The 21,602-nt window shown below is 69.0% G+C and carries 18 protein-coding genes; 10 read left to right on the forward strand and 8 right to left on the reverse strand.

Translation table 11 applies throughout. The features are described from left to right. Positions 1-82: 82 nt before the first annotated feature. Positions 83-712 carry a TetR/AcrR family transcriptional regulator gene (locus tag ACOKR1_RS01910; RefSeq protein WP_422935090.1) on the forward strand — a complete coding sequence of 210 codons (630 nt, stop codon included), beginning with the start codon at positions 83-85 and terminating at the stop codon, positions 710-712. Positions 713-738: 26 nt separating this feature from the next. Here ACOKR1_RS01910 and ACOKR1_RS01915 read toward each other — a convergent pair whose 3' ends face one another. Together ACOKR1_RS01915 and ACOKR1_RS01920 are read right to left on the reverse strand one after the other, a co-directional pair. Beyond that, positions 739-2,100 carry an MFS transporter gene (locus tag ACOKR1_RS01915; protein ID WP_422935091.1) on the reverse strand — a complete coding sequence of 454 codons (1,362 nt, stop codon included), beginning with the start codon at positions 2,098-2,100 and terminating at the stop codon, positions 739-741. A gap of 250 nt (positions 2,101-2,350) precedes the next feature. After that, complete coding sequence (locus ACOKR1_RS01920; RefSeq protein WP_422935092.1) at positions 2,351-4,129, reverse strand: sigma-54-dependent Fis family transcriptional regulator; 1,779 nt, start codon at positions 4,127-4,129, stop codon at positions 2,351-2,353. Between the two features lie 242 nt (positions 4,130-4,371). Between ACOKR1_RS01920 and ACOKR1_RS01925 the strand changes: the two genes are divergently transcribed. The 4 genes from ACOKR1_RS01925 (at position 4,372) to ACOKR1_RS01940 (ending at position 9,559) form a co-directional block, all read left to right on the forward strand. Beyond that, positions 4,372-5,295, forward strand: a complete 924-nt coding sequence (locus ACOKR1_RS01925) for an alpha/beta hydrolase (protein WP_422935093.1) — start codon at positions 4,372-4,374, stop codon at positions 5,293-5,295. Between the two features lie 60 nt (positions 5,296-5,355). After that, a complete protein-coding gene (locus tag ACOKR1_RS01930) occupies positions 5,356-6,978 on the forward strand; it encodes a flavin-containing monooxygenase (RefSeq protein ID WP_422935094.1) in 1,623 nt (540 codons plus the stop codon). Between the two features lie 73 nt (positions 6,979-7,051). Then, positions 7,052-8,128, forward strand: a complete 1,077-nt coding sequence (locus ACOKR1_RS01935) for an alcohol dehydrogenase (protein ID WP_422935095.1) — start codon at positions 7,052-7,054, stop codon at positions 8,126-8,128. Positions 8,129-8,152: 24 nt separating this feature from the next. Next, positions 8,153-9,559 (forward strand): NAD-dependent succinate-semialdehyde dehydrogenase, encoded by a 1,407-nt coding sequence (locus tag ACOKR1_RS01940; protein WP_422935096.1) that lies wholly within the window; start codon positions 8,153-8,155, stop codon positions 9,557-9,559. Between the two features lie 26 nt (positions 9,560-9,585). On the opposite strand, the gene ACOKR1_RS01945 is transcribed toward ACOKR1_RS01940, so the two are convergent. Further along, on the reverse strand, positions 9,586-10,479 hold the full coding sequence (locus tag ACOKR1_RS01945; RefSeq protein WP_422935097.1) for a LysR substrate-binding domain-containing protein: 894 nt from the start codon (positions 10,477-10,479) through the stop codon (positions 9,586-9,588). Positions 10,480-10,596: 117 nt separating this feature from the next. Between ACOKR1_RS01945 and ACOKR1_RS01950 the strand changes: the two genes are divergently transcribed. Genes ACOKR1_RS01950 through ACOKR1_RS01970 form a run of 5 tightly spaced genes read left to right on the forward strand, consistent with a single transcriptional unit; the run spans position 10,597 to position 16,058 of the window. After that, a complete protein-coding gene (locus tag ACOKR1_RS01950; protein ID WP_422935098.1) occupies positions 10,597-11,838 on the forward strand; it encodes a CaiB/BaiF CoA transferase family protein in 1,242 nt (413 codons plus the stop codon). Positions 11,839-11,869: 31 nt separating this feature from the next. Continuing rightward, a complete protein-coding gene (locus ACOKR1_RS01955) occupies positions 11,870-13,072 on the forward strand; it encodes an acyl-CoA dehydrogenase family protein (protein WP_422935099.1) in 1,203 nt (400 codons plus the stop codon). A 30-nt stretch (positions 13,073-13,102) separates the two neighbouring features. After that, positions 13,103-14,329, forward strand: coding sequence for a thiolase family protein (locus ACOKR1_RS01960; RefSeq protein ID WP_422934094.1), 1,227 nt, complete (start codon positions 13,103-13,105; stop codon positions 14,327-14,329). Then, on the forward strand, positions 14,329-15,141 hold the full coding sequence (locus ACOKR1_RS01965) for an enoyl-CoA hydratase/isomerase family protein (protein ID WP_422934093.1): 813 nt from the start codon (positions 14,329-14,331) through the stop codon (positions 15,139-15,141). Before ACOKR1_RS01960 ends, ACOKR1_RS01965 begins: the two co-directional genes overlap by 1 nt. Positions 15,142-15,143: 2 nt before the next feature. Beyond that, complete coding sequence (locus tag ACOKR1_RS01970; RefSeq protein WP_422934092.1) at positions 15,144-16,058, forward strand: 3-hydroxyacyl-CoA dehydrogenase family protein; 915 nt, start codon at positions 15,144-15,146, stop codon at positions 16,056-16,058. A 682-nt stretch (positions 16,059-16,740) separates the two neighbouring features. On the opposite strand, the gene ACOKR1_RS01975 is transcribed toward ACOKR1_RS01970, so the two are convergent. The 5 genes from ACOKR1_RS01975 to ACOKR1_RS01995 all read right to left on the reverse strand — a co-directional run bounded on the left by ACOKR1_RS01975 (position 16,741) and on the right by ACOKR1_RS01995 (position 21,599). Then, a complete protein-coding gene (locus ACOKR1_RS01975; protein ID WP_422935100.1) occupies positions 16,741-17,112 on the reverse strand; it encodes an ArsR/SmtB family transcription factor in 372 nt (123 codons plus the stop codon). Next, entirely contained in the window at positions 17,096-17,836 is a 741-nt protein-coding gene (locus ACOKR1_RS01980; protein ID WP_422936718.1) for an MgtC/SapB family protein, read from the reverse strand. Before ACOKR1_RS01980 ends, ACOKR1_RS01975 begins: the two co-directional genes overlap by 17 nt. A gap of 97 nt (positions 17,837-17,933) precedes the next feature. Then, positions 17,934-18,851, reverse strand: a complete 918-nt coding sequence (locus ACOKR1_RS01985; RefSeq protein ID WP_422935101.1) for a DUF6454 family protein — start codon at positions 18,849-18,851, stop codon at positions 17,934-17,936. A 19-nt stretch (positions 18,852-18,870) separates the two neighbouring features. Continuing rightward, entirely contained in the window at positions 18,871-20,469 is a 1,599-nt protein-coding gene (locus ACOKR1_RS01990) for an inositol monophosphatase family protein (protein ID WP_422935102.1), read from the reverse strand. After that, a complete protein-coding gene (locus ACOKR1_RS01995; protein ID WP_422935103.1) occupies positions 20,466-21,599 on the reverse strand; it encodes an ABC transporter ATP-binding protein in 1,134 nt (377 codons plus the stop codon). The genes ACOKR1_RS01990 and ACOKR1_RS01995 overlap by 4 nt, the downstream gene beginning before the upstream one ends. Positions 21,600-21,602 lie beyond the last annotated feature (3 nt).

Below are 21,602 nucleotides of genomic sequence, written 5' to 3' on the forward strand. Positions count from 1 at the left end.
AGGGGTGGCGTTCCGATAAATTGAAACGCTACGTTGCGTGTCAATATTAGCACCGGGGTCGCCGACGTGTTAGGGGTATGCCATGGGAACTGATACGACGCCCGAGGACCTGGGCCCCGCGGCAGGATCTGGGCATCACAGACGGCGCGCGCGGTCTGAGCGCGCCGTGCTGGACGCCACCCGTGCCGTGCTGGGCGAAGCCGGCTTCGCCGGGCTGACGGTCGAAGGGGTGGCAGCCCGGGCTGGCGTCGCGAAGACGACGATCTACCGCCGCTACCGCTCCAAGACCGATCTGGCACTGGCCCTCCTGATGGAGATGGTGGGCGAGGTGAGCACCCGCCCCTACAGCAAGGACACAGCGGCCGAACTCGCGGCCCTGGTCGACAAGACCGCCGAGCTCATGCAGACCTCCGTGATGGGGTGGATCATGAAGGGCCTGGTCTCCGAGGTGGCTGCCGATCCACACCTCGCGCAGGTCTACCGCGAACGGGTCGTCACCCGCCGGCAGGCCGACGTCACAGAGCTCGTCGAACGCGGAAAAGCCCGCGGCGAGCTCAGGGCGGACCTCGACCCCGAACTGGTCACCGACCTGCTCCTGGGCCCCATCTACTACCGGTTCTTCCTCAGCGGCTCCCCCATGGACGGGGATTTCGGGCGACGTCTCATCACGACACTGCTACCGTCACTGGCCCCGGCCGGTGGGACCGGCTGATCCCACCGGCCATCAGCGCATCCCGGCTAACGAATCCCGCCGTTTCCTGCGCCTGTCAGTGTCCGGCGCTGTGCGTCGAGAGCTGCGGAAGTGCGGTACGGGCGGTCCAGCTCCTCGAGCGGCGTGAAGGCCGTCTCCCTCATGAAGTAGACGGCAACCGAAGCGACGACCATGACCCCAGCGGCACCGGCGGCGACAGGAACCCAACCCAATGCCCCTTTCCCCACGATGAGGGCTGCGATCATCGGCGCGAATCCGGCAAGCAGATTGCCGATCTGATTGCCGACGGCCATCCCTGAGTACCGGATCGGACCGGCGAACTGCTCGGCATAGAAGGCCGGCCAGACGCCGTTGTACGCCGAGAAGAAGAGCGTCATGTTCGCGAACGCGACCACGAAGACCAGCGGCAGGCTGTGTGAGGTGATGGCCAGGAAGTAGAGCGGCAGCGTCAGAGCACAGCCAACGGCCGAGATCATCATGAGCGGACGGCGCCCGTGCTTGTCGGCGAGTCTCGCGGCCAGCGGGAGCGTGAAGATCGACAGGCCGATGGTGACGGCGTTGATGGTGAGCATGGCGCTCGGGTCGATGCCCGCCGTGGTGGTCGCGTAGCTGAGGATGAAGACGGTGAAGAGGGACTGGAAGATCGCGATCGTCGTCGCCAGGGCCACACGGACGACGTCGAGGGGTTGGTGTCGCAGGACCTCCACGATCGGCCTGCCCTGGACCTCGTTGTTCGTCTTGGCGTCTTCGAACGTGGGGGTCTCGTGAAGGGTGTTGCGGACGAAGACTGTCACGACTGTGACGACGATGGAGAGTACGAAGGGCACGCGCCAGCCCCACGAGTACAGGGCCTCCCGGGGAAGCGCGGCTACAGGCAGGAAGACCACCGTCGCGAGGACCATGCCGAGGGCATAGCCCACCATGACGAAGCTTGCGAAGAATCCCCGGCGGCCCTCAGGGGAATGCTCGAGCGTCAGCACCGAGGCCCCGGCGCTCTCGGCGCCCGCCGAGAACCCCTGTACGAGGCGGCACGCGGTGAGCAGGACGGGTGCCCATAGGCCGACCGAGTCGTAGGTCGGGAGTAGTCCGATGGCCAGGGAGACCAGGCCCATGAGGAGGACGGTGAAGAGGAGGGCTTTCTTCCGCCCAATCCTGTCCCCGAAGTGGCCCATCACGAACGCGCCGAGAGGCCGTGCGGCATAGCCGACGCCGAAGGTGCCGAAGGCGGCAACGACCCCGGCCGTGGGGTCCAGCTTGGGGAAGAAGAGGGCATTGAAGACCAGGGCTGCTGCCGAGCCGTAGATGAAGAAGTCGTAGTACTCAAGCGCGCTGCCGAGCAGCGCGGCAACTGCCGCCTTCTTCGGGGTCCGTGGGTGTGTTGTCTGCACGTGGCTTACCTGCCTTGTCGGATCAGGCCTCAGGGGCTTCATTGCCGAAGAGACGCAAGGGGTGGGGGTGTCGGCCGAAGGGCGGGAAGGCCGACCATCATGTGATGGTTGTCACGTCCCTGATCCACGGTAGGGGTGTGAGGGGTGCTGCTGGTGTTCCGGAATGGAACAGTCGAGCTTCCCGTCGGCATCAACGATCTCCGGCGGGACTATGTCGTCGCCGGGGCGGGACCGTCAGCGTGCCAGCGGATTACTTGTCTTCACGGTCCAGGCCGAACGTGTGCATCTTGCGGTAGAGGGTGGTCCGGCCGATCCCGAGTGCGGCCGCGGTCGCGGACCGATTGCCGCCGGCCTTGCGCAGGGCATGCACGATGGCCTCGTACTCGAGGGCCTCGATCGGGCTCAGGGAGCGGGACTGACGGCGCAGGTGTTCGGGGAGATCCTCGACCCGGACGACTCGTCCCCTTCGCTTGGCTGCGAGCAGCTGGAGGGTCATGCGGAGCTCGGCTACGTTCCCGGGCCAGCCCCACCCTACGAACGCCTGCATCACGGCTGGGGGCACCGCGATGCGCTCGTCTTCGGGCCAGTGGTCAATGATTGCCCGGACGAGGCTGGGGATGCGGTCGGGCAGCCGGCGGAGTGCGGGAACCGCCACTATGGGGGCGGCCGTGACGATCCGCGAGCGGACCTGCTCATCGAGCGATTCGTCGTCCAGGGTCAGGGCGATGCGCGGCCCAGCGCCCGCGCCGGGGTCCAGGTCGGAAGATCGGGTGGAGGCCGTGTCGGCCACGAGCCGCAGTGTCGGCTCGAGCGTCCGGAAGCCCGCAACGCCGAGCACGTCGACGTGTCGGATGACGACGGAACGGCCGGACCGGATCGACTCCGCAGCCCTCCCTGCCAGCCGCCTCGCGCCGGCCAGGGCTTCGGCGGCATCCAGCGTGAGCGGCTCCGCGCCGCCGGATCTCGAGGCGAGCCAGTCCCAGGCCGCGTAGTGCTTGCCCGACCCCGGAGGCCCTGCCAGGGCCACGACGCCCGCGGCGCGCGAGGCGGCCTCGAGCTCGGCGGCCTCCAGGACAGATCCGCCCGGCCGGTGCTGGACGGGCTCCGCCGCCTCGTGCTCGTTCTCCTCGCGCTCGTGGATCTCGAGCGCGAACACATTCTTGCCGTCGAGCCGGTGGGCGGCGGCCGTCATCGAGGACGCCGGCAGCTCGACGACGTTCGACGGCTCCTTCCAGTCGAGCTTCTGGAGCCTGTCCCACAGGACGGCATGGGTGTCCGGGGACATGACGGTGAGCGCACGGACATCGGCGATGACGGTCTCTGCGCCGAGGAAGAGCACCGGGTCTTTGCTGGACCGCGATTGCAGGAATGCCGCCGTGGCCGCCAGATCGATGGGGGCGTTGATCTCTGTGAGCCGGGTTTCGATCTGCTCGGCGGCCTGCCGGGCCATCGCGAGCATGAGGGGATTCGAAGCCTCCAGGGCAGCTGCGAAGGCGATCGATCCGGCGACGCGTCCCGTGCGCCGGTCGATGATGGGAGCCCCGGCGCACGCGAGCGATTCGAGGACGCCGTTGAAATGCTCCGGGCCCCGGACGAAGACCGCTGTCCGGTCTTCCATCGGAGTTCCCAGTCCGTTGGTTCCCAGGGCCGATTCGGAGAAGTCGAAGCCCTCGGTCGCGAACGCGCGGTCCAGCCTCCGGCCGTCTGAGCGGTCCGTCAGGCGCCGGGCGACGATCTGGCCGCTGCGGTCGCTCAGGAAGACGGACACGTGCATCCCGGAGAGGGAGTCCTGCCATCTGTCCAGGACTGGTCCTGCGGCAACGACTAGCGGATTCCGCGCGTCGATCGAGTCGATGAAGCGCGGCGGCATGGGTTCGTTGGAGGCGTGGACGCTCAGAGAGCGACGCCAGCTGCGCTCGATAGAGGGGCTGACCCCCACAAGCTCCTTCTGGGCCAGGAGGCCGCGTTGAAGCAGGAGCTCCCGTGCCGCGCGCAGCCGGTCCAGATCCCGTGCGTCGTTCTCAGGCACGCGAGCCTCGGGAGAAGGGCTGAGAACACTTCATGCTTCAAGGATCGCAGCGCGATCCCCGGGCCACCAATACCAATGGCGGAACGGATTGTTGCAGTTCGTGCAATGGATTGATCCGGATTGGTGCATCGAGTGTTCCACATCGGAACACGCAGTGACCTTCGAGGGAGCCGAGACTCGGTTCAGTGGCCCCGATCACAGGGACGTCTTACGAGGGGCCGGACATACGAAGGAGTATCTCGATGACTACTACCCAGGACGCTGCCGTCACTGTCTCCCGCGAGTCGGAGGCCCTTCGCGACCTGTACGCCGACTGGTCCGACATCATGACCAGCACCCCAGGGCTGACGATGCGCCTGTTCCGCAGCATCTTCGACGAGTGGCACCAGCCGACGGCGGAGCCCGAGGATGTGACCTATGGGGAGGAGACGGTCGGGGGCGTGCCCGGGATCTGGGTCTTGCCGATCGGCGCCGACAGGACCCGCTTGCTTCTCTACACCCACGGCGGAGGCTTCGCCGTCGGCTCGGCCTCCAGCCACCGCAAGCTCGCTGCCCACGTGGCCAAGGCCCTCGGCGTGACGGCCTTCGTCCCCGACTACCGCAGGGCACCCGAGCACCCGCACCCGGCTCAGATCGAGGACGGAGTGTCCGTCTTCACGGCCCTGCTCGAGCGCGGGATCGCGGCCGAGGACATCACGACGATCGGTGACTCCGCGGGCGGCAACCTCGCCGTCGCCATCCCGCTCGCGCTCCGCGAGCAGGGCCAGCCGCTCCCGGGCCGCGTCATCGCCTTCTCGCCCTGGCTGGACATGGAGAACGCCGGAGAGACCCTGGTGGCGAACGACGCGACCGACGCCCTCATCAGCCGCGGGCTGCTCGAAGGCATGATCGCCGGCGTTCTGGGAGGCCGGACGAACCCGGACAACCCGCTGGCCAACCCGCTCTACGCCGACTTCACCGGGTTCCCCCGCCTCTACGTGAACGCCGGCGGCGCGGAGTCCCTGCTCGACAACGCGACACGGCTGGCCGAGAAGGCACAGGCCGCAGGGGCCGATGTGACCCTGTCCATCGCCCCCGGACAGCAGCACGTCTTCCCCTTCCTCGCAGGACGCGCCCCCGAGGCCGACGAGGAGATCGCCAGGATCGCCGAGTGGTACCGCGCCTGATTCCATTCCGACTGATCACCCCGACCCACAACTGACCTGAGAGACGAAGGAGTCCTCACCATGACCACACAGAACACCCCAGCCAAGAGCTTCGACGCCATGATCATCGGCGCCGGCTTCGGCGGCATCTACCAGGTCCACACGCTGCGCGACCAGCTGGGCCTGAAGGTCCGTGCGTTCGACCGGGCCGGCGGCGTGGGAGGCACCTGGTATTGGAACCGGTACCCTGGCGCGATGTCGGACACGGAGAGCTTCGTATACCGGTACTACTGGGACAAGGAGATGCTTCAGGACTGGGACTACGACCACCGATACCTCAACCAGCCAGACATCCTCGCCTACCTCGAGGCCGTGGTTGAGAAGCACGACCTGGCCCGGGACATCCAGCTGAACACCGAGATCACCTCGATGGAGTTCGACGAGTCCGCCGACGTGTGGAACGTCGCGACGGACGACGGCGAGACCTACACCGCGCGTTACGTCATCTCCGCTTTGGGTCTCCTGTCATCTACCAACCTCCCGCAGTTCGAGGGCATGGAGACGTTCACGGGACGAATCGTCCACACCGGCGCGTGGCCTGAGGACCTGGACATCACGGGCAAGCGCGTCGGCGTCATCGGAACCGGCTCGACCGGGACACAGGTCGTCTGCGCTGCGTCCAAGATCGCCTCGCACTTGACCGTCTTCCAGCGCTCCCCCCAGTACAGCGTGCCCTCCGGCAACGGCGCGGTCACCGCCGAGTATGTGCAGGAAAAGCGCGAGAACTACGACAAGATCTGGGAGCAGGTCCGCAGCTCCGTGGTCGCGTTCGGCTTCGAAGAGAGCGCCGTCCCGGCCATGAGCGTCTCCGAGGCGGAACGCGAGCGCGTGTTCGAAGCAGCGTGGGAGCGCGGCAACGGCTTCCACTTCATGTTCGGCACCTTCGGCGACATCGCCACCGATCCCGAGGCCAACGAGGCAGCCGCCGCGTTCATCCGCAAGAAGATCGGCCAGATCGTCAAGGACCCCGAGATCGCCCGCAAGCTCACCCCGACCGACCTCTACGCTAAGCGCCCCCTGTGCAACTGGGACTACTACGAGTCCTACAACCGGGACAACGTGGAGCTGGTGAGCATCAAGGAGAACCCCATCGAGGAGATCACTCCAGTGGGCGTGCGCACCGCCGACGGGGCGGTCCACGAGCTCGACGTCCTCGTCTTCGCCACCGGGTTCGACGCGGTCGACGGCAACTACCTGCGCATGAACATCCGGGGACGGAACGGCCTGACAATCCAGGAACACTGGAAGGGCGGCCCGACCAGCTACGTCGGCGTCACCACGGCCAACTTCCCCAACCTGTTCATGATCCTGGGCCCCAACGGCCCGTTCACGAACCTCCCGCCGTCGATCGAGGCGCAGGTGGAGTTCATCACGGAGATGATCCGCTCTGCGGAGGCCGACGGCGTCGTGACCATCGAGCCGACGGCGGAGGCCGAGGAGAAGTGGACGCAGACCTGCCGGGAGATCGCCGACATGACGCTGTTCCCGAAGGCCGATTCGTGGATCTTCGGGGCGAACATCCCCGGCAAGCCCAACACGGTCATGTTCTACATGGCCGGCCTCGGCGCCTACCGTGGGGTGCTGTCGGAGGTCGCTGAAAGGGGCTACGAGGGCTTCGAGCTACGCTCGCCCGCCGTCGCCTAGAGCTCAGAACCGCGCCCCGGGGGCCTTTGACCGGGCCGCCGGGGCGCGCCGTCGATCCGACAAGGAGGAATCCATGCACGCCTACGCTGTTCTCAGCAACACCGCCCGCGCCATCACCGACATCGAGCTGACCAGGCCAGAGCCGACCGGAACCGAGGTCCGGCTGCGAGTAGTGCGCTCGGGGATCTGCCACACCGACACCCATCTGCGCGAGGGCTTCTACGATCTCGGGAGCCGCGGCAGGCTCAACCTCCTCGACCGGGGAATGACGTATCCGATGGTGATGGGCCATGAGGTGGTCGGCGTCGTGGAGGCGGCCGGCCCTGATGCGGCCGGGGTCGACGTCGGCCAAACGCGGCTCGTCTTCCCGTGGATCGGCTGCGCGACGTGCGATGCGTGCCGCGCCGGCCACGAGAACCTGTGCCCGGCCCCCCAGAACCTCGGCGTCGCGCGGCACGGCGGCTACGCGGAGCACATCTTCGTCCCGCACCCCAGATACCTCCTCGACATCGAGGGACTGGACCAGAGCTGGGCCGCGACGCTCGCATGCTCGGGCCTGACCGCCTACAGCGCCGCCCGCAAGGCAGTGCCCGACACACCCACTGTGCCCGTCGTCGTGATCGGCGCGGGAGGCGTCGGCCTCACCGCCATCGCGACCCTCGCGGCCCTCGGACACCGCGCCATCTGCGCCATCGACCTCCAGGAGGGCAATCTCGACCTCGCACGCCAGCTGGGCGCCGAGACGGTGATCCGCGCGGACCGGGAGGACCTCGCACAGGCGATCACCGGCGAGCTCGGCGGCCCCGTCGCCGCCGTCATCGACTTCGTCAACACGGGCAAAACAGCCTCGGTGGCCTTCGATATCCTCCAAAAGGGCGGCCGCATGGTCCAGGTCGGGCTCTTCGGCGGGGAGCTGACAGTGCCGACTGCCCTGCTAACGCTCAAGGTCATCACCATCCAGGGAAGCTTCGTCGGCTCGCTGGACGAGCTGGGCGAGCTCGTCTCCCTTGCGAAGACGGGCGTGCTGCCCCACATCCCGATCATCGAACGGGAACTCAGTGCCCCGGAGGTGGACGCGGCCCTGGACCGGCTCGCCACCGGTGGGGTCCCGGGACGGATCGTCCTCGCCGCCGGCTCTCCCACCTCCTGACCCCGAAGGAAAGACCCAATCACCGTGAGCACATACCAGACCGTCAATCCCGCGACCGGCCAGTCCCTGGCATCCTTCCCCTCGCTGGCCGACGCCGAGGCCGAGGGCGTCCTGGCCCGGTCGGCCGAGGCATACGCATCGTGGCGGAAAACGGCCGTGAAGGACCGCTCGGCCGCGCTCAAGCGCGCGGCCGAGCTGCATCGCGAGCGGGCCGAGGAGCTCGCCGGACTGCTGACGCTGGAGGTCGGGAAGCCGCTCGCCGAGGCCCGCGGCGAGGTCGCCCTCGTCGCGTCCATCTACGAGTACTACGCCGACCATGCCGAGGAGTTCCTCGACGACGAACAGCTGGCCATCGCCGGCCCCGGCCGGGCCATCGTGCGCACCGAGCCGATCGGGCTGATCGTCGGGGTCATGCCGTGGAACTTCCCGTACTACCAGGTCGCCCGCTTCGCCGCCCCCAACCTCGCGCTGGGGAACACCGTCATCGTCAAGCACTCCCGCAACTGCCCTCAGTCCGCCCTCGCCATCGAGGCAACCCTGCGGGACGCGGGCGTCCCGCAGGGCGTCTACACCAACGCGTTCGTCACGAGCGGCCAGATCGCGGCCATGGTCGCGGACCCGCGGGTGCGCGGGGTCTCCCTGACCGGGTCGGAGAAGGCTGGCTCTGCCGTGGCGGAGGTTGCCGGCCGGCACATGAAGAAGTTCGTCCTCGAACTCGGCGGGTCCGATCCATTCATCGTGCTGGCCGACGCCGACCTGGACAAGGCCGTCGCCGACGCCGTCGACGGGCGCCTCTACAACGGCGGCCAGGCCTGCACAGCCTCGAAGCGCTTCATCGTCGAGAACCCCGTGTACGAGGAGTTCGCGTCCCGGTTCGCTGCGGCCATGAAGGCCGTCCGGCCCGGCGATCCGACGGCGCCGGGGACCAGGCTCGGCCCCCTCGCGTCCCGGGCGGCAGCCCAGGAGCTCTCCGAGATCGTCAAGGAGGCGATCGCCGAGGGTGCCCGGGCCCTCACCGGGGACGTGCAGGGCCCCGAGGGCGCGTTCTTCCCCCCGACCCTGCTTTCAGGCGTCCGTCCCGGGATGCGGGCCTACTCCGAGGAGCTGTTCGGCCCGGTGGCGGTGGTGCACCGCGCCTCGTCTGCGGCCGAGGCAGTCGAGATCGCCAACGATTCCCCCTACGGCCTCGCCGCCTCGGTCTACACCTCCGACGAGGCCGCTGCTCGGGAGATCGCCGAGCAGCTGGAGGCCGGCATGGTCTGGGTCAACAGCATCAGCCGAAGCGCGCCCGACCTGCCGTTCGGCGGGGTCAAGCTCTCCGGCGTCGGCCGCGAACTGGCGCGCTTCGGCATCAACGAGTTCGCGAACAAAAAGCTCGTCCGCATCCCTCGCCCCACCTCGACGACGGCGACGCCTACAGTGCGCGGATGACCTCGGGTGGCCGATGGTCCTCCGGTTCACAGGGAGGGCCACACGCTTTCCGCGAGCCAGAGTACGGCGCGCAGGGCCATATTGTTGTCGTCGTCGACCCACGCCATCCGCAGCTGGACCGGCAGGGTCGGATCGAGGACCTTGAGGAACCGCACATTCGGGTCCGAGACGTTCGCGGCCACGGACGAGAGGGTCAGGGAACATCCGACCTCAGCGCCGACGAGAGCCATGGCCGTCCAGGAGTCGGGCACCACCTGGACGATCTCCGCCTCGAAGCCGGCCTCCAGGCTCAGGCGGCGCAGGCGATCTCCGAGAACGGAGCCCTCGTGGGGAGGAAGCGCAACGAACGGCTCCCCGGCCAGGTCTGCCATGCGGACCTCGGAGAGGGAGGCGAGCCGATGCGATGTGGGGACCGCCAGCATCAGATCCTCCTCCGCGATGACGCGGGTCCGGACGCCTCCCGGAACGAAGTCCCAGCGCCCCAGCGAGATCTCGACCTCGCCCCGCAGCACCTTCCCCAGCGCCGGCAGGGCGAAGTTCTGGCTGTACAGGCCGAAGTCGATGCCCGGGTACCGGCTCCTGACCTCACGCGCCAGGACCCCGATGAGGACATGGGTCGAGGCGCCCGCATAGGCGACCCGCACCTGACCGACCTCGCCGCGGCTCGCGGCCCGCACGGCGAACTCGGCACGTCGTGCCGTCTCGAGCATGTCCCGGGCCGGCCCGATCAGCGCCCGCCCCTCCTCGGTGAGCCGCACATTCCGCGTGCTGCGCACGAAGAGCTCAGCTCTCAGATCGTGCTCGAGCCGTCGGACGATCCGGCTCACAGGCGGCTGGGCCATGTGAAGGCGTTCCGCGGCCCGTCCGAAATGCAGCTCTTCTGCGACCGCGAGGAAGACGCGGACCTGCTCCAATTCCATGAGGAGATTATTGCATTTTCGACATCGATAAGGCCAGCAATAGGTATTGGACCTGAAGTAATCTGTGGTGGGAAGGTTGAACCAGCCGCCGACTTCGACAAGGAAGAAGGGTTGGAGATGACCGCCCAGACCGTCACTGCGGATGCCCAGGCTGCTGGCCAGCGCGAAGTGAGCACCGCCATGGAGGATGCCTTCGGCCGCACCTCCCGCGGGCCCCTGGCCGGTGTCGTGGTCGCGGACTTCAGCCGCGTGCTTGCCGGCCCCTACTGCACGATGCTGCTCGCCGACATGGGGGCCACAGTCCTCAAGGTCGAGGGACACGCGGGGGACGAGACCCGGGCGTGGAAGCCGCCGGTCCGCAACGGGGAGTCGACCTATTACCTCTCCATCAACCGCAACAAGCGTTCAATCGCCCTCGACTTCAACAATGCCGAGGATCTGGCGGCCGCCCGCGAGCTAGCAGCCCGCGCCGACGTCGTGATCGAGAACTTCAAGCCCCACGGACTCGAGCGGTTCGGCCTCGACTACGAGTCGGTCCGGGCAGTGAACCCCGCCGTCGTCTACGCCTCGATCACCGGGTTCGGGACCGCAGGCGGGGCCTCCCTGCCCGGCTACGACCTGCTAGTCCAGGCCATGTCCGGCCTCATGAGCCTCACGGGGGCGCCCGAGGCGCCGGCGTACCGGTCCGGGGTCGCGGTCTTCGATGTCATGACCGGCCTCCACGCCGCCATTGGCATCCTCGCAGCGCTCAACGAGCGCGCCAGCAGCGGGACCGGCCAGCGCATCGAGGTCAACCTCATGTCCTCAGCCCTGTCAGGCATGGTGAACCAGACGGCGGGCTACCTGCTCAGCGGCAGGGTCCCGGGGCGCCTGGGCAACGACCACCCCAGCATCTTCCCCTACGGGCCCTTCCCGACGGCCGACGGCGAGATTGTCCTCGCGATCGGCAACGACCGCCAGTTCCGGGCCCTGTGCGATGCCCTTGGGGCCCCGCGGCTCCGGGACGACCCGCGGTTCGCCACAGCTCACGAGCGCAGTATCTCGCGGGAGGCCCTGCGGCCGCTCCTCGCTGGCCTCCTCTCCGTGCACAGCGCCGCTGAATGGTTCGAGATCCTCACCGCAGCCCGGCTCCCCTGCGCACCCATCAACGACGTGCGCGGCGGCATCGACTTCGCCGAGCAGATCGGACTCGAGCCCGTCGTCTCGGTTGGTGGCGGCGAGGAGACGCTGCCCGGCATCCGGAACCCCATCTCCTTCTCTCGCACCCCGGCCTCCTACGACCTGCTCCCGCCCGGGCTCGACGCAGACCGGAACGCGATCCTCTCCTGGCTCGAGCAGAGCCGCCCCGGCCAGCCCTGACTCCGAACGACTCCACGAAGGACCACCAACCATGTCGACCTCCACGACCGACCGCACCGCCACCTCTGACTACTTCCGCCTCGACGAAGACCTCACGCCGGAGGAGATCGCCATCCGCGACAGGGTGCGCGACTTCGCCGAGAACCGCGTCCTGCCGGTGATCAACGGGTACTGGGAACAGGCGGAGTTCCCCTACGAGCTCCTGCCAGGCTTGGCGGAGCTAGGCATCATCGGCACCACCATCCAGGGCTACGGATGCCCAGGCATGAGCCGCAAGGCAGCCGGCCTGGTCGCCCGGGAGATGGCCCGCGCCGATGGGAGCCTGAACACATTCCTCGGCGTCCACTCCAACCTCTGCATGGGCGCGCTGAACCTGCTCGGCAGCGAAGACCAGAAGCAGCGCTGGCTGCCTGCCCTAGCCCGTATCGAGAAGACCGGCGCGTTCGCCCTGACCGAACCCGACCACGGCTCCGACTCGGTGGCACTGGATACCAGCGTCCGCCTCGAAGGGGACCATTGGGTCCTCAACGGGCACAAGCGCTGGATCGGCAACGGCCACGCCGCCGAGGTGATCGTGCTCTTCGCCCGCAACACCGCCAACGGGCAGGTGAACGCATTCGTCGTGGAGAAGGACGACGACGGCAACCACCCGGCCGGCTACCTCCCCACAGTGATCACCGGCAAAGTCGGGAAGCGGGCGATCCTCCAGGCCGACATCGTCATCGAGGACATGCGCATCCCGGCCGCGAACCGGCTCGAGCACTGCGACTCCTTCCGGGACGTCTCCCGAGTGCTGCAGGCCACCCGGGGCGGGGCGTCCTGGGAGGCCGTCGGCCATGCGATGGCCGCCTTCGAGATCGCCTCCGAGTACGCCCGGACCCGGCACCAGTTCGGCAACCCGATCGGGTCCTACCAGCTCGTGCAGAACAAGCTCGCCAACATGCTCAGCGAGCTGACCACGATGCAGCTCCTGTGCGACCGGATGGCCGAGCTCGCCGACCGAGGACAACTCACCAACGCCCAGGCGTCCCTTGTGAAAATGGCGACTTCGCAGAAGGCCAAGTGGATCTGCAACGAGGCCCGCGACATGCTCGGCGGCAACGGTCTGCTGCTGGAGAACCACATCTCCCGCCATATGACCGACATGGAAGTCGTCTCCACCTACGAGGGCACCGACTCCATCCAGTCCCTCCTGGTCGGGCGCGACATCACCGGCATGTCCGCCTTCAAGTGACCCCCGCTCCCTGGAAGGAAGAACGAAAACATGGCTGAGGCCTTTCTGATCGGCGGCGCGCGGACTCCGGTGGGCCGGTACGGCGGTTCGCTCTCCTCGGTGCGGCCCGACGATCTTGCGGCACTCACGGTGCGGGCCGCCGTCGAACGCGCGGGCATCGACCCGGGCGCGGTGGAGGAGGTGATCCTCGGGAACGCCAACGGTGCGGGGGAGGAGAACCGGAACGTGGCTCGGATGGCGTGGCTGCTGGCCGGCTATCCGGACGCGGTGCCGGGGATCACGGTGAACCGGCTGTGCGCGTCGGGCCTCTCGGCGGTCATTATGGCGAGCCACATGGTCAAGGCGGGCGCGGCGGACCTCGTGGTGGCCGGCGGGGTCGAGTCGATGAGCCGCGCGCCGTGGGTCATGGAGAAGCCGGAGAAGGCGTTCGCCCGCCCGGGCGGGGTGTTCGACACCTCGATCGGCTGGCGGTTCACGAATCCGGCGTTCCTCTCCGGGGAGCTCGCTCGCGCGGGGAAGGCCACGTTCTCGATGCCGGAGACCGCAGAGGAGGTCGCCCGGGTGTACGAGACGAGCCGCGAGGACTGCGACGCGTTCGCGGTCCGCTCGCACGAGCGCGCGCTTGCGGCGATCGCGGCCGGCCGCTTCGCCGACGAGACGGTGCCCGTGACGGTCAGGGGGCGCAAGGGCGCGCAGGCGGTCGTCGACACGGACGAGGGTCCCCGCCCGGGAACGACGATGGACGTCCTGGCCGGGCTGCGGCCGGTGGTCAGGGGCGGCTCGGTGGTGACGGCCGGGAACGCGTCCCCGCTCAACGACGGCGCCTCGGCGATCGTGGTCGCCTCCGAGGCGGCGGTCGAGCGCTTCGGGCTCACCCCGCGGGCGCGGATCCTGGGCGGCGCGGCCGCTGGCGTGGCGCCGGAGATCATGGGCATGGGCCCGGTCCCGGCGACCCGCAAGGCCCTCGACCGGGCGGGCCTCTCGGCGGGCGACCTCGGCGCCGTCGAGCTCAACGAGGCGTTCGCCTCGCAGTCCCTCGCTGTGATGCGCGAGCTCAAGTTCGACGAGGGGATCGTCAACGCCGACGGCGGGGCGATCGCGCTCGGCCACCCGCTGGGCTCCTCGGGCTCGCGCCTCGTCGTGACCCTGCTGGGCCGGATGGAACGCGAGCTCGCCGGGCAGGGCCGGAAGCTGGGCCTCGCCACGATGTGCGTGGGCGTGGGTCAGGGCGTGGCCCTGCTCGTGGAGGGAGTCTGATGGCGGAGCCCGAGACCGCGGACGACGACGGGGCTCGCCTCGACGCGTCCGGCTTCACGGCACTGCGGGTCACCGAGCGGGACGACCGGCTCCACGTTCAGCTGGACCGGCCCGCGGTGCGGAACGCGATCGATGCGGCCATGGTCGAGGAGCTGCACGCGGTGTGCGCGCACCTCGAGGCCCACCCGAAGGTCCTCATCCTCTCCGGCACCCCAGCTGACCCAGCGGCCGGGGCGAAGGGGGTCTTCGCCTCCGGAGCCGATATCGCCCAGCTGCGCGAGCGCCGCCGCGACGACGCGCTCGCGGGGATCAACTCGACGGTGTTCGACCGCGTCGCCAGGCTCCCGATGCCGGTCATCGCCGCGCTCGAGGGCTACGCCCTGGGCGGCGGTGCCGAGCTCGCCTACGCGGCCGACTTCCGGATCGGCACCCCGAGCCTGCGTGTGGGGAACCCCGAGACCGGGCTCGGGATCATGGCCGCGGCCGGGGCCACGTGGCGCCTGCGCGAGCTCGTCGGGGAGCCGCTCGCGAAGCAGGTCCTCCTCGCCGGGCGCGTGCTCACCGGCCCGGAGTGCCTCGACGCGGGGCTGGTCAGCGAGCTCGTCGAGCCCGAGGCGCTCCTGGACGCGGCGAACGCCCTCGCGGACCGGATCGCCGCGCAGGATCCGCTCGCGGTGCGGATCTCCAAGGCCGTGTTCCACACGCCGCGGGAGGCCCACCCTCTCATCGACACCCTGGCCCAGGGCATCCTGTTCGAGTCCCAGGCCAAGTTCGACCGCATGCAGCAATTCCTCGAGAGGAAGAAGAAGTAGCGATGAACATCGAACAAGCCCTCAACGAGGCCCTCGGCGTCAAGACCGGCAGCAACGTGCCGCTCGCCGAGGGCCTCCCGGCCACCGTCGGGGTCCTCGGCGGGGGCCGCATGGGAGCCGGGATCGCGCACGGGTTCCTGACCCGCGGGGCCAAGGTCGTCGTCGTCGAACGCGACGCCGAGGCCGCCCAGGGCGCGCGCGGGCGCGTCGAGTCCTCGGTCGAGGCCTCGCTCGAGCGCGGCGCCGTGGCCGGGACCGCCGGGGACTACCTCGAGCGCTTCGCGACCTCGACCGACTACGCCGACTTCGCGTTCTGCGACCTCGTGGTCGAGGCCGTGCCCGAGGACGCCGGGCTCAAGGCCGCCGCCCTGGCCGCGGTCGAGGCGCAGATCTCCCCGCACGCGTTCCTCGCCACGAACACGTCCTCGCTCTCGGTGAGCGGCCTCGCCGCGGGGCTCGCCCGGCCCGAGCTGTTCCTGGGGCTGCACTTCTTCAACCCCGTCCCGGCCTCGACCCTCATCGAGGTCGTCGTCGCCGAGCGCACGGGCGAGGGCACCGTCGCGGCCGCCCGCCGGTGGGTCGAGGCGCTCGGCAAGACCGCCGTCGTGGTCAGGGACGCCCCCGGCTTCGCCTCCTCCCGCCTCGGCGTCGCGATCGCGCTCGAGGCCATGCGGATGGTCGAGGAGGGCGTCGCGAGCGCCGAGGACATCGACAACGCCATGGTCCTGGGCTACAAGCACCCCACCGGACCGCTCAAGACCACCGACATCGTGGGCCTGGACGTGCGTCTCGGCATCGCCGAGTACCTCCACTCCACCCTCGGCGAGCGCTTCGCCCCGCCCCAGATCCTGCGCGACAAGGTCGCCAACGGCGAACTCGGCCGCAAGACCGGCAGGGGCTTCTACGACTGGCCCTAACAAGCTTCGAGAGGGTTCCCATGAGTGAGCGGCCTCTGCGGTCGGCGAGGCCGCAGACTACCGCCCGGGGCCGCGTGAGATTCAGTCAACAGTTGTGCCTCTTTCGCTCGGGCGTGCCCGGGGTGTTCCAAGCTGGAACACCCCGGCACTCCCATCGGCACTGATTCTGGAAGTGTCCGAAAAGGTCCACAAACTGGGACGGGTGAGTCTGATGATGAACCGCAGGCTGGCGCATGAGCGCAGAATTCGCCGCTCGTCACCCCCGACGAGCGAGCCCAGTAGGGCGGCCCCGCGACAGCCCGGGGAGGGCGGGCCTGCTTCCGCACCAGCCCCCACAGCGCGGCCGCGGCGGCCGCCTCGGTCCTAGTCGCCGGATCATTGCGCGCCTCGATCGCCAGAGGCGTAGAGCGCTCCTTCAATTCGGTCGGCTACTTCCGCGGTGCTGACGTTAGAGAGATCCTTCCGGGTCATCGATGTCTCCATCAAACCCTGTGCTCGGTGCAGGTAGGGGTTGCCACGGCCTGCAGGGGATTTCCGTGGCCGCCGTCGAGCGGCCGGTCGGCGACAAAGGAAGGCATCCTGCACCTTGCCTCGTGGATTGCCGCAATGCGTGTGGAGGTCGAAGGGTCCGACCGAAGCCCCATTCGGGGAGGTCGACGACGATATTGACCGGTGGCGCTCGTCACCGACGAGCGACCGGGCTGTCGGGCGATGGCTTCTCGCCGCGACGTTCGGGCGGGTCGGTTCGGATGTGCAGAAGACCTAGGACGTGGTCGGTGTCCAGAAGGCTGTTCGCGGAATAGAGGGTGGCCCTACCAGAACGTCGAACGTGGACGACTCCCTGGGCGCGAAGCGCGGTCAGGTGGTGGTAGACGGTGACGGGGGAGATTCCCAGTTCATATGAGGCCGATTGGGGGTCTTGGACGCCGCCTAGGATTAAGGCCAGCAGTCGGAGTTTCGTGTGGCCCATGCGCGAGAGAATTCGATCGAGACGGTCTTTGTCCGCCAGCGAGTCTGCGTTCTGGCTGGCTTCGGCGTCAGTCCGAGGAGTCATCGACGCTCACCGACTTGATGCCGTCCAGGGATGAGAGCGCATGGACCAGCTTGGGCGGTGAGGAGGTTCCTGTGAGTTCGAGCTCGACCTCGACGACGTTTCCTGCGGTCAGGAGCGAACCGTTCTGCGAGACCTTTCGGTCGAGGATCTCTGGCGGGTCCTCTGGTTCGAGGGCCTGATGCATTTCGAAGCCGTGAACGGCGAGGCCCTGGGATGTGCAGGCGAGCAGGATGCGCCTGAGGGCCCCGGTGCCGTCCTGGTATTGGACACGGACCGTGTGCTCGCGGATGGATCCCAGACGCGTCCGCCGCACGATGTAGGGGTATCCCAGCGCGACAAGGAAATGGACGACCGTCACGAAGACTGCGGGGATGAAGAGTCCTGCCCCGGCAGCTGAGCCTATCGCGGCCACCAGCCAGATCGATGACGCTGTAGTGAGCCCGCGGACCCTGTTTCTTCTCACGAAGACGAGCCCGGCACCCACGAATCCGATGCCGGACACTATCTGTGCTGCCATGTGGGAAGGTTCCAGCTTGACCAGGCTGGCATCGGCGACGTCGTAGAACCCGTACTTGCTGACGACCATGAAAAGGGCGGCTCCCACGCCGACGAGAGTATGCGTCCTGATGCCTGCTGACTTCTGGTTCATCTGGCGTTCGACGCCGACCACCGTAGAAAGGGCCAGGGCAATTGTCAGGCAGAGCAGGAGCTGCCACGAATCCATGCGGCTGGTGAAGAGGAGCAATGTCGTCCTTTCAGCACGGGAGCCCGCCGCATCGCGTCGCGCGCTCCGAACAAGAGTGGTGGGATCACGCCGTGGCCTAGTGCTGATGTCCCGGGGTCGTGATCGCATTCAGTGCCCCGTCCGGCCGGGCTGGGCGGGGGGTGTTGATCACGCGGTAGGTGAGGATCTCCGTGCCGCGGATCTCGTCGCCGTCGTCGGGCGCAACGTGCAGGAGGACGTCGTCGCCTTCGCGTGTCAGGACGAAGGGATTGCGGAACACGCTGTGGCCGGCGGCGCTGAAGAGCGGCACCGGGACGTCGGCCGTGATTCGGCGCTCATCGAAATGCACGACGGCGACCCCTCCGAGCTCGTAAGTCCCGCCGTGCGCATCGGGCAGCTCGGTGATTCCCGCGCAGATGATCCGGTCCGCGCCGTCGTGCTGGCCCTCTTGGGCATCGATGTGCCAGCTCGGATTGTCCCAGGCCTCGCACCCCCGCACCGTGGAGTTGTCGCCCAACGCCCAGCGGTAGAACCGACGTGACCCCCAGCCCGCCCCGTAAAGCGCGCCTGCACCCGGGTCCGGGGCAAGCCAGGTGAGGTGGTCGTCCACTTCGAAACGCTCGGTGAGTTCGAGAGTGTGCGGGTCGAGCGTGTAGACCAAGCTTCGGGACTGCGCGCGGTACTCTCCCACCGGCACCCAGAGCGGCCCGCCCGAGTAGTCAATCCCGCTCGGATGGTAGGCATCGCCGTCGCCGACCACCAGATCCGCCGCAAGGGTCCCGTCTGGCTCGATGACGAGGACGTGTCCCCGGCCCCTCCCGGGGGTGCGCTGGGCAGGGTCGCGGCCTGAACCCGGAAGCGCGGCCGGAGGCTCGTAGACCTCGACGGTCGAGAGGAAGATCCGTCCCGCGGCGAACGCGAGGCCCTGCGGGTGGTGCGTCGGGAACCGCAGCGGGAGCCGCTGGACGAGCTCGAAGCGAGTGCGCCGGGTCCACGATGCGACCTCAGCGGACAAAGTGCCATCCCTCGGCGGCTCAGACCACATGGGGCACCTCCCGCGCAGAACGGCGCGCGATCGCCCAGAGCGCATAGAGCTCCGAGGCGTGCTCGCGCCTGGCTGCGAGGACACCCCCGTACTCGGGCCACACGGTCTCGTCGCCGTCGTCGTCGAGCAGCACGCCGCCAGCCTCGCGGACAATGAGCGCCGCGGCGAGGTGATCGATGGGGCTGAAGCGTTCGATCACCGTCCCGACCCCGCGGCCCGCCGCGGGCCCCATCAGCGCCAGAGCCCCGGATCCCATGATCCGGACGGTGCAGAAACGCTCACGAAGCCTGTCGAGGAAGGTCTCCATGCCGGGCCATGACGAGTGGCCCTGCAGCTCAGTGCTCACAATCTTCCCTGCCAAGGTGGCGTCGGTGGTTTCGGGCGGCGGTTGGAGCTCGAGGCGATGCCCGTCCACCTCGGCTCCCAGCCCGGCGACGGCGGCGAAAACCTGGCCGCGCCACACATCGCCGACGACCGCCACGAGCGGCTCGCGGTCGATCGCGAGCGCGAGCGAGAACGCCGTCCACGGCACGCCGTTGGCCAGGTTCGAGGTCCCGTCGACGGGGTCCACGTACCAGCAGGGAACGCCGGGCTGGGCCAAGCCCCCCATTTCCTCGCCCACGACGGTGTGGCCCGGAAGGCGTTCGGCGATGATCTGGCGGACGTGCTGTTCGACCGCGAGGTCCACGGCGGTGACGTGGTCGGCGGCGTTTGCCTTCGTACGGACGCGACCGAGGTCGGCGCTGCGCGTGAAGGCGTTGGCCCACCGTGCGAGCTCATGGGCGACGGCGGCAGCCGCCGCGAGCTCGTCGCTGGCAAGCCGGGCCGGGCGTGGCGCCTGGTCCCAGGACGCAGGGCCTTCGGCAGCAATCCTCCGCAGCATGCTGAGCCGGTTCGTCGTCACGGCGTCCGCGCCCACGGCGAGGACCCAGCGGATGGCGTCCTCGTCGTCGACCGTCCAGCACGCCACGCGCGCGCCGGCCGCGTGGGCCGCGTCGACGAGCGCGCGGCTGAGCACGGGGTACTCCGAGTTGACGACGTCGGGGCGCAGCGACGCGATGAGCTCCCGCGGCGGGAGGTCGCGGCGGTTCCACGGGAGCCACACGCTCGCGTCCGCGTCGAGGCTGCGCACGATCTTCATCGCCTCGAGGTTGCCGCACCACGCGACGCTCGCGCCGTGGGCCGCCTCGCGGACCGCGGCGACCGTGGGCGCCGCGCACTCCGGATCGTCCATGTCGATGAGGAGTGTCGAGGGCGTGCCCGCCACGAGGGCGAGCGCGTCGGCGAGGAGCGGGATCTGGTTCTCGCCGTCACCGAGGGCCGCGATGTCGGCCCAGTCGAGCTCGGACGCGCGCCGGTCCAGGCCCCAGAGCCGGTCGAGGGTCGGGTCGTGCAGGAGCACCACGCGGCCGTCGCGCGTGACGCGCACGTCGATCTCGACGATGTCCGCGCCCGCCTCGATCGCCGAGCGGACGGCCGCGAGCGTGTTCTCGCGGTGCCGCTCGACGTCGCCGCGGTGGGCGCTCAGCTGGGGCGCCGTGCGACGGAGCGCGCTCGGCTGCGCTGCCTGGGGGGCCGCTGCGCTCACGCGACCACGCCCTCGCGCACGAGCTTGCCGTCCTCGAAGTCGAGCCACTTCTCGATCCGCGCGTAGCCGCTCGCGCCGACCGGCGGGACGGCGCCCGTGACGAACGCGCGCAGCTCGGCGTCCTCGCGGCGCAGGTAGAGCTCGGCGAAGTGCCCCCGGGGCACCACGCGCTCGACCGTCGCCGGAAGGCCGTCGACGGCGCTGTGGCGCGCGCCGTTCGCCGCGCCGTCGCGCGAGTCATCGACGAACACGACGTCCTCGGGCCGGACGCCGACCACGCCCGCACCGGCCACGATGCGGCCGTCCTCGACGCGGCCCTCGAGGCGGTTGAGGCTCCCGATGAACGTCGCGACGAACTCGGTGGCCGGGGCGCTGTACAGCTCGGCGGGCGTGCTGAACTGCTCGATGCGGCCCTGGTTCATGACCGCGATCCGGTCCGACATCGACATGGCCTCCTCCTGATCGTGCGTGACGATGAGGGTCGTGATGCCGAGGCGCTGCTGGATCTCGCGGATGTCCTCGCGGACCTTGACGCGCAGCTTCGCGTCGAGGTTGGACAGCGGCTCGTCGAGCAGGAGCAGCTCGGGCTCCTGCACGAGGGCCCGTGCGAGCGCGGTGCGCTGCTGCTCGCCGCCCGAGATGCGCGCGGGCCGCGAGTCCTTGTGGTGCAGGAGGTTCACGAGCGAGAGCGCCGCGTCGACGCGCTGGGAGATCACAGTCTGGGACAGCTTGGGCCGCTTGCGCAGCTTGAGCGGGAAGCCCACGTTCTTCGCGACGGTCATGTGCGGCCACAGCGCGTAGTTCTGGAACACCATGGCGCTGGGACGCTGCTCGGGACCGAGGTGGACCACCTCGCGGTCGCCGACCTTGATCGAGCCGGCGTCCGGGGCGAGGAAGCCCGCGATCATGCGCAGCGTCGTGGTCTTGCCGCAGCCGGAGGGTCCCAGGAGCGAGACGAGCTCGCCCGGCTGGACAGTCATGTCGAGGCTGTCGATGATGGTCCGGCCGCCGAGGACCTTGTGCAGGCCGCGGACGTCGAGGCCTCCCGAGGGCTTGGCGGGCGTCGAGGCCGCGGCCTCGGCTGCCGGAGCCCCTGAGGCGGAAGAGGACAGAGTCGGGTTCGTGGTCATGGT

Origin of the sequence: Sinomonas sp. P47F7, assembly GCF_049332655.1 — a bacterium.
Lineage (GTDB): Bacteria > Actinomycetota > Actinomycetes > Actinomycetales > Micrococcaceae > Sinomonas.